General features: G+C 59.1%; 6 protein-coding genes. 4 read left to right on the top strand and 2 right to left on the bottom strand.

Features of this window, described 5'->3' with window-relative positions; genetic code table 11:
- Nucleotides 1–186: 186 nt before the first annotated feature.
- Both rpsU and C4885_RS14835 read right to left on the bottom strand, forming a co-directional pair.
- Nucleotides 187–363, bottom strand: a complete 177-nt coding sequence (gene rpsU / locus C4885_RS14830) for a 30S ribosomal protein S21 (RefSeq protein WP_040917814.1) — start codon at nt 361–363, stop codon at nt 187–189.
- 380 nt (nt 364–743) lie between these two features.
- Nucleotides 744–1532, bottom strand: a complete 789-nt coding sequence (locus tag C4885_RS14835) for a heparan-alpha-glucosaminide N-acetyltransferase (protein ID WP_114001079.1) — start codon at nt 1530–1532, stop codon at nt 744–746.
- 145 nt (nt 1533–1677) lie between these two features.
- Between C4885_RS14835 and C4885_RS14840 the strand changes: the two genes are divergently transcribed.
- The 4 genes from C4885_RS14840 to C4885_RS14855 all read left to right on the top strand — a co-directional run bounded on the left by C4885_RS14840 (nt 1678) and on the right by C4885_RS14855 (nt 6806).
- On the top strand, nt 1678–2505 hold the full coding sequence (locus tag C4885_RS14840) for a Cof-type HAD-IIB family hydrolase (RefSeq protein WP_114001080.1): 828 nt from the start codon (nt 1678–1680) through the stop codon (nt 2503–2505).
- 6 nt (nt 2506–2511) lie between these two features.
- Nucleotides 2512–3792, top strand: coding sequence for a 2-hydroxyacyl-CoA dehydratase subunit D (locus C4885_RS14845; protein WP_114001081.1), 1281 nt, complete (start codon nt 2512–2514; stop codon nt 3790–3792).
- Nucleotides 3789–5468, top strand: coding sequence for an acyl-CoA dehydratase activase (locus C4885_RS14850; RefSeq protein ID WP_114001082.1), 1680 nt, complete (start codon nt 3789–3791; stop codon nt 5466–5468). The genes C4885_RS14845 and C4885_RS14850 overlap by 4 nt, the downstream gene beginning before the upstream one ends.
- Nucleotides 5469–5573: 105 nt before the next feature.
- Nucleotides 5574–6806, top strand: coding sequence for a 6-phosphofructokinase (locus C4885_RS14855; RefSeq protein ID WP_114001083.1), 1233 nt, complete (start codon nt 5574–5576; stop codon nt 6804–6806).
- The last annotated feature ends 132 nt before the right edge of the window (nt 6807–6938 follow it).

The raw sequence follows: 6938 nt of genomic DNA on the forward strand, positions 1-6938 counted from the left end.
TTTTGGCAACGCAGATGCCGTGCCGCAGCCGCCGGAGCGGTGCTTAAGCCGTAAGGCGGGAATTGTGCGGTGTTGCCTTAGATATAAAGAAAGAACAGGCCCGCATCTCTGCGAACCTGTTCTGCCGTTCCTTTGGGTAAACACGGTTATCGAAAACGGCGGCATAGCCGCTGCGATGGCTCCGGATTACTTAAACTTGCGCTTGCGGGCGGCTTCGGACTTCTTCTTGCGACGCACAGACGGCTTCTCATAAGCCTCGCGCTTGCGCACCTCAGCAAGAACACCGCTGCGGGCAGTGCTGCGCTTGAAACGGCGCAGGGCGCTCTCAAGGGATTCGCCCTCTTTGACACGGATCTCCGACATCTTTTTCCCTCCCTTGGTCTGAGACAGGAGTTTGCCGGTCAATCAAAATTACAATCAACCAGTAACTGAAATTATACTATACTTTATAGGCTCCTGTCAACCACGATTTTATGCGTTCTGGCCCACTTTTTGAAATTTCATAAAAAGTTCAGTTTTTTGCCCTCATACGCGGGGTATGGGCAATAGTTTATACAAAATAATAAATAATAATGAATAAAGAATAATGCTGGTGCGCCGCCCGCAGCGGCGCAAATAAAATAGGTTGGCTGCTCTGGCTGGAATGCTTTTTGCCGGAGCAACTGACTTGGTTAAAATGTGACGCCGTGGGCGGCACACATCCATTATTCATTATTCTTTCTTCTTTTTTCTTTACCCAAACTTTATACCAACCCCAATGCGTGCAGCCCCAGCAAAGCGCCGTAAATTACCGGCTGGTGCAGCATATAAATCAGCAGCGTGCGGCTGCCCACGGCGCACAGGGGGCGCAGGGCTTTGGGCGGCAGGCCGGGCTGCGCGGTGCAGCGGGCGCGGAACCACCGCGCAAAAAAGTACCCCACCCAATACAAAAACACCCACGGCAAAAGCGGGAAATAATCCGATGAGGAAAACACCGTCAGATCTGGCAGACCCAGCCAGAAAAGATTCGGCTTGTACCAGGCGGCGGGTAGGGCCGCCAGGTGCGTTCCCTCAAACCCCAGCCAGCCCTGCGGCAGCTGGTTCAGCAGGGCAAACAGCACCGCGCTGCCCGTAACCCCTGCCAGCGGGGGCAGCTTTTCCAGCACGGGGTGCAGCAGACAGGTCAGCAGGGCCGCACAGCCCAGCAGGTGCAGCACGCCGAACCAGATGACTTCCTCCGGCATGGCAACGGCGGTTGCCACGGTCAGCACCACCGCGCAGGCCGCCGTGAGCAGGCCGTTCTTGAGCGGGCGGCGGGATAGGGTAAAGCTGTAACCCGAAAGCAGAATAAAGCTCCAGCAGATATACTGCTGCCACACATGGCAGTGCGTGGACCAGATATCGTACCAACCGCTGGCATGGCCAAAAATATACACCCAGTCATACATGGCATGGTAAACCAGCATATTCAGCAGCGCCAGCCCGCGCAGGGCATCGATCTGCCAAAAGCGCTGCCCGGCTGCCGCACGCAACGACTGTTGTTCGGTTTGCATCGCGTTCCCCTCCCTGCCCTGTGCCAATATGCAAAGGGCTGATGACACTTTACCATACTTGGCATAGCAAATGCAAGGCGCCCTTGCAAAATGACCGAAAATGCGCTAAAATCTTTGGTGAAATATAACAAAGGAGGGGTCCGTTATGCCCGATATCCGTCTTGTTGCATTGGATCTGGACGGCACCGTATTCAATGATGAAAAAGAGATCACACCCCGCACGCTGGAAGCCATCCGTGCTGCCATTGCCAAAGGGGTTGATGTCATCCCCGCAACGGGGCGTGTGGCATCGGGTGTGCCGGAAGCGTTTTTGCGCATTCCCGGCGTGCGGTATGCCCTGACTTCCAACGGGGCCAGCGTGGTGGAGCTTTCCACCGGCAAACCGCTGGTCAACCTGCCGTTTGATGCTGCCCTTGCCAGCGACATTTATGATATCGTGGCCGCAACGGGCGGTGCCATGGGCATTTTTATCGGCGGCAAAGCCTACACCGATTATTTTGGTGCCAATGACGGCCTTGCCCTGATGCCCCCTGCCCTGCGCCGCTACCTGCGCGACAGCCGCATTGTGGTGAATGACATGCACGCAGTGTTCGCCGCCCACCCGCACGAGGTGGAAAAGTTCAGCATCACCTATCGGGACAATGCCGCCCGCGATGCCGCCTGGCAGGCTGTTGCCAGCCGGTTTAATGTTGAGATTACTTCCAGCATTCCCAACAACATGGAGATCAACGCCCCCGGCGTGACCAAGGGCAGCGGATTAAAAACGCTGGCCGATACCCTGGGCCTGGCGATGAACCAGGTGATGGCCTGCGGCGATTCCGGCAACGACCTTGCCATGATCCAGGCCGCCGGGTACGGCATTGCGATGGGCAACGCCACACCGGATGTTCTGGCCGCCGCCCGCTATGTAACGGACGACAACAACCATGACGGCGTTGCCAAGGCCATTGAAACCTATGTGTTGAAAGGATAACCCCCTATGCCAAATATCGTTGACCGCTTTGGCCAGCTGGTGGATGACGCCATTTCCAAGCCGGAGCTTGCCCGCCAGCTGCTGCTGTTGGGCTACCGCGCCAAGGATGTGCAGCTGCTGCTTGCCCCGGAAAAAGAGCTCACCCCCGCGCGGCAGTATGCGGCACAGATCGCCATGGACGCCATGATTGCGCCCCTGGCCCACCCGCAGCGGGCGGCGCTGGTCAATATCTTTATGCCCTGTGAACTGCTGCACGCCTTCCACCTGCTGCCGATGTTTGCCGAAGCCACCGCCTGTTACCTGAACGGTGCCGCAGCCGAGCGCGGCTTTATCCATTATGCCGAGAGCGCAGGCATCAGCCCCACGCTGTGCAGCTATCACAAGGCTTTGCTGGGCATGGGGCTTTCCGGCACGGCGGGCAAGCCGCTGTTCACTGCCTGCACCTCCATTGCCTGCGATGCCAACAACCTGACCTTCCGGCGGCTGGCGCAGCATTACGGCATCCCCCACTTTTATCTGGATGTGCCCTATGACCACGACGAGTACGCTGTGGCCGAAGTTTCCGACCGCCTGCGAGAGTTCGCCGCCTTTTTGGAGGATGCGACCCACCAGAAGCTGGACGAAGCGGCCCTGCAGCAGGCAGTCGCCCACAGCGGCCGCACGCTGGAACTATTGCAGCAGGCACAGGCCGCCAAGGCCGGGCGGAACCTGCACAACGATGTCACCTCCGAATTTTACGAAGTGTTTGTGACCCACACCATGCTGGGCACCCCGCAGGCTGAACAGTACGCCCGCAAGCTGCTGGCGGATATCGAGGCCAGCCCCATGGGTGGCGGCACCCGGCTGCTGTGGGCGCACGCCGTGCCGTTTTATCAGGCGCCCGTGCGGGAGCGGCTGAATTTCTCGGCAGAAAACCAGCTTATTACCTGCGATATGAACGCCGATACCTTAGGCTGCTATATGGACCCGGACAAACCGTTTGAGAGCATGGCCGCGCGGCTGGTGAACAACATCTTTAACGGCAGCGCCCAGCACCGCATCCAGCGCGCGCTGGAGCTGTGCCGCATGCAGCAGATCGACGGGGTGGTCTACTTCTGCCAATGGGGCTGCAAGCAGACGATGGGGGCCGCACAGCTGTTCAAGAGCGCACTGGAAGCCGAGGGTTACCCGGTGCTGCTGCTGGACGGCGATGGCTGCGACCGCGCCAACACGATGGACGGCCAGACCGCCACCCGGCTGGATGCTTTCCTGGAGATGCTGCACAGCAAACAGGAGGCGCTGGTATGAGCAAAACGATTTATTATGCCTGCAAATACGCCCCGCTGGAGCTGTTTGCCGGGTATGGGGCCACCTTCTCGGCGCTGGATCCGCTGGCGGAAAGTTTTTCCTGCGCGGAGCGCTGCGCCCACGCCAACCTGTGCGGTTACGCCAAGGCTGTGCTGGAACAGGTGGAGCAATCCGGCATCCGGGCTTTGGTGCTGACCAACTGCTGCGATGCCATGCTGCGCGTTTACGATGTGCTGGCTGCCAGTGGTAAGATGGAATTTTTGCAGCTGCTGCCCGTTCCCCACCAGAGTACCCCGGCCACCCGCGCCCGCTTTGCGCGGGACCTGCGCAGGCTGGCGGACGCCCTGCAGCGGTACACCGGGCAGGAATTCGACGCCCAGCGCGCCCACGCCTTTTTTGTGCACAAACCACACGCCGAGGGTCCGCATCTGACCCTGCTGGGTGCCCATGGCGGCAGTGTGCTGTATGATACCGTGCAGAAAGCCTTTGCCCTGCCCGTGGTGGATGCTACCTGCACCGGCAACCGTGAGCTTGCCGATGTTGCCCCCGCCGCACTGGAGGACTTTTTGCCCGGTTACGCCGCCGCCCTGCTGGGCCAGATGCCCTGCATGCGGATGGATGCCCCGGTCAGTGAGCGCGCCGCCCTGGTGGACGGCCAGACCGTTGGCATTGTGTACCACACCGTGCAGTTCTGTGATTATTACGCCCCCGGCCTGACCGCGCCGGAGCAGTTCCATCTGCCGGTATTAAAAATTGAAACCGACTGTTCCCGCCAGACCTTTACCAGCGGCGGCGGGCAGCTGAGCACCCGCCTGGGCGCATTTGCCGAAAGCCTGAACGCCGTTCCCGATACCGAAAACAAGGAGGCCCCCGCCATGAACACCAACGCACAATATGCCGCCGGCATCGACAGCGGCTCTGCCAGCACCGATGCCGTGATCCTGGATCGCAGCGGAAAGATCTGCGGCTGGGCCATTGTGCCCACCGGCGCCGGGGCTGCAACCGGCGCCCGCCAGGCACTGGAACAGGCCCTGACGATGGCAGGCATTGCCGAAAGCGACCTGGGTTCCAAGGTATACACCGGCTACGGGCGCGAGTTCCTGGGCGATGACGGCGCAGCCGTGACCGAGATCACCTGCCATGCACGCGGGGCTCATCATCTGGACCCCGCCGTGCGCACCGTGATCGACATTGGCGGGCAGGATTCCAAGGTGATCCGCCTGAGCGAAAGCGGCGCTGTTGAAACCTTTGCGATGAACGACAAATGCGCCGCCGGTACCGGCCGTTTTTTGGAGATGATGGCCCGCACCCTGCAGATGAAGCTGCCGGAGATGAGCGAGCTTGGCCTGGACTGGCACAACGATGTGACCATTTCCAGCATGTGTACCGTGTTTGCGGAAAGTGAGGTCGTCAGCCTGATTGCCCGCAGCACCGCACCGGCGGATATCATCCACGGCCTGAACAAATCTGTTGCGGGCAAAACCGCTGCCCTGGCCCGCCGCACCGGCGGCGTGGCCCCCTTTATGATGACAGGCGGTGTAGCCCGCAACCGCGGCGTTGTGAAAGAGCTGGAAACCGCCCTGAAAGCCCCGGTGGAGGTCAGCGAGTACAGCCAACTGTGCGGCAGCCTGGGCGCAGCGCTGTTTGCGCTGGAAAAAATGGGCGTGAAGCTGTAAAACCTCCGGTGCGCAAAATACTTGCTTTAAGTCGCACTTTCGTGTACACTAGGGTGTATCATATTAAGATAGCATGATGGCTGCAAAAATAAGGAGGGCTTTCTTATGTCTTGGGGAACAAATGTACTGGTCGGCCAGTCCGGCGGGCCGACTGCTGTGATCAATTCCAGCCTGGCCGGTGTGTATGAAGCTGCCAAAGCTCTGGGCGCCGCCCATGTATACGGCATGGAGTATGGCATTCAAGGGCTTTTGCAGGGCAAGATTGTGGACCTGGATGACCGCCTTGACGACAAGATGGAAATTGAGCTGCTCAAGCGCACGCCGTCCAGTTACCTGGGCAGCTGCCGGTTCAAGCTGCCCAACCCCGCCACGGACGAACGCCCCTTTGTGCAGCTGTTTGAGCTGTTTGCCAAGTACTGCATTGGGGCTGTGTTCTACATTGGCGGCAATGATTCGATGGACACCATTGCCAAGCTTTCCGCTTACGGGGCTGCCAAGGGCAGCGAGATCCGCTTTATCGGCGTGCCCAAAACCATTGACAACGACCTGATGTACACCGACCACACCCCCGGTTACGGCAGTGCCGCCAAGTACATTGCCACCATCCTGAAAGAGGTCATCTGTGATTCCAGCGTGTATGACATCCGCAGCGTAACGGTGGCCGAGATCATGGGCCGCCATACCGGCTGGCTGGCCGGTGCCGCCAGCCTGGCTGCCGGGGCTGACTGCAACGGCCCGGACATCATTCTGCTGCCGGAGCGCCCCTTTGACGAGAATGTGTTCCTGGAAAAAGTAGCCCAGCTGGAAAAAGACCGCCACAATGTCATCATTGCGGCCAGCGAGGGCGTAAAAAACAAGGACGGCGTTTTCCTGTGTGATTTGGTATCCACAGCAGGCCAGCTGGATGCTTTTGGCCATAAAGCCATTTTGTCCGGCACCAGCCGCTACCTGGCGGATTTGATCCATGTGCGCCTGGGCTGCAAGACCCGCGCGATCGAGTTCTCTACCCTGCAGCGCTGTGCCTCCCATCTGGCAAGCCGCACCGACATTACCGAGGCATACCAAGTGGGCGGTGCTTCGGTGGAAGCTGCTTACCGCGGCGAAACCGGTAAGATGTGCGCCATCCGCCGCATTTCAGATATGCCGTACCGCACCGAAACCGAGATGGTAGATGTGCAGAAGGTTGCCAACCTGGAAAAGCGCGTGCCGGATGACTGGATCAGCCCGGACGGCATGCATGTGACCGAAGCATTCCATCACTATGCCCGCCCCCTCATCCAGGCCGAGCTGACCCCCATCTACATCGACGGCGTGCCCCGCCATCTGCATCTGCATTGATTTACGGGGGTTTTTGTTCCTTCTTTGAAAAGAAGGAAGCAGAAGCTTTAATAATATAACACAATAATATTATTTTCCATCAAGAAAGCAATGAATAATAAAAGGCGCATCGCAACCCCTTGGATAGGGTGT

Origin of the sequence: Subdoligranulum sp. APC924/74 (assembly GCF_003324125.1) — a bacterium.
In the GTDB taxonomy this organism is placed as follows: domain Bacteria; phylum Bacillota; class Clostridia; order Oscillospirales; family Ruminococcaceae; genus Gemmiger; species Gemmiger qucibialis.

Coding starts and splice junctions, on each gene's coding strand:
- rpsU (WP_040917814.1), bottom strand. CDS start 363: ATGTCGGAGATCCGTGTCAAAGAGGGCGAATCCCTTGAGAGCGCCCTG.
- C4885_RS14835 (WP_114001079.1), bottom strand. CDS start 1,532: ATGCAAACCGAACAACAGTCGTTGCGTGCGGCAGCCGGGCAGCGCTTT.
- C4885_RS14840 (WP_114001080.1), top strand. CDS start 1,678: ATGCCCGATATCCGTCTTGTTGCATTGGATCTGGACGGCACCGTATTC.
- C4885_RS14845 (WP_114001081.1), top strand. CDS start 2,512: ATGCCAAATATCGTTGACCGCTTTGGCCAGCTGGTGGATGACGCCATT.
- C4885_RS14850 (WP_114001082.1), top strand. CDS start 3,789: ATGAGCAAAACGATTTATTATGCCTGCAAATACGCCCCGCTGGAGCTG.
- C4885_RS14855 (WP_114001083.1), top strand. CDS start 5,574: ATGTCTTGGGGAACAAATGTACTGGTCGGCCAGTCCGGCGGGCCGACT.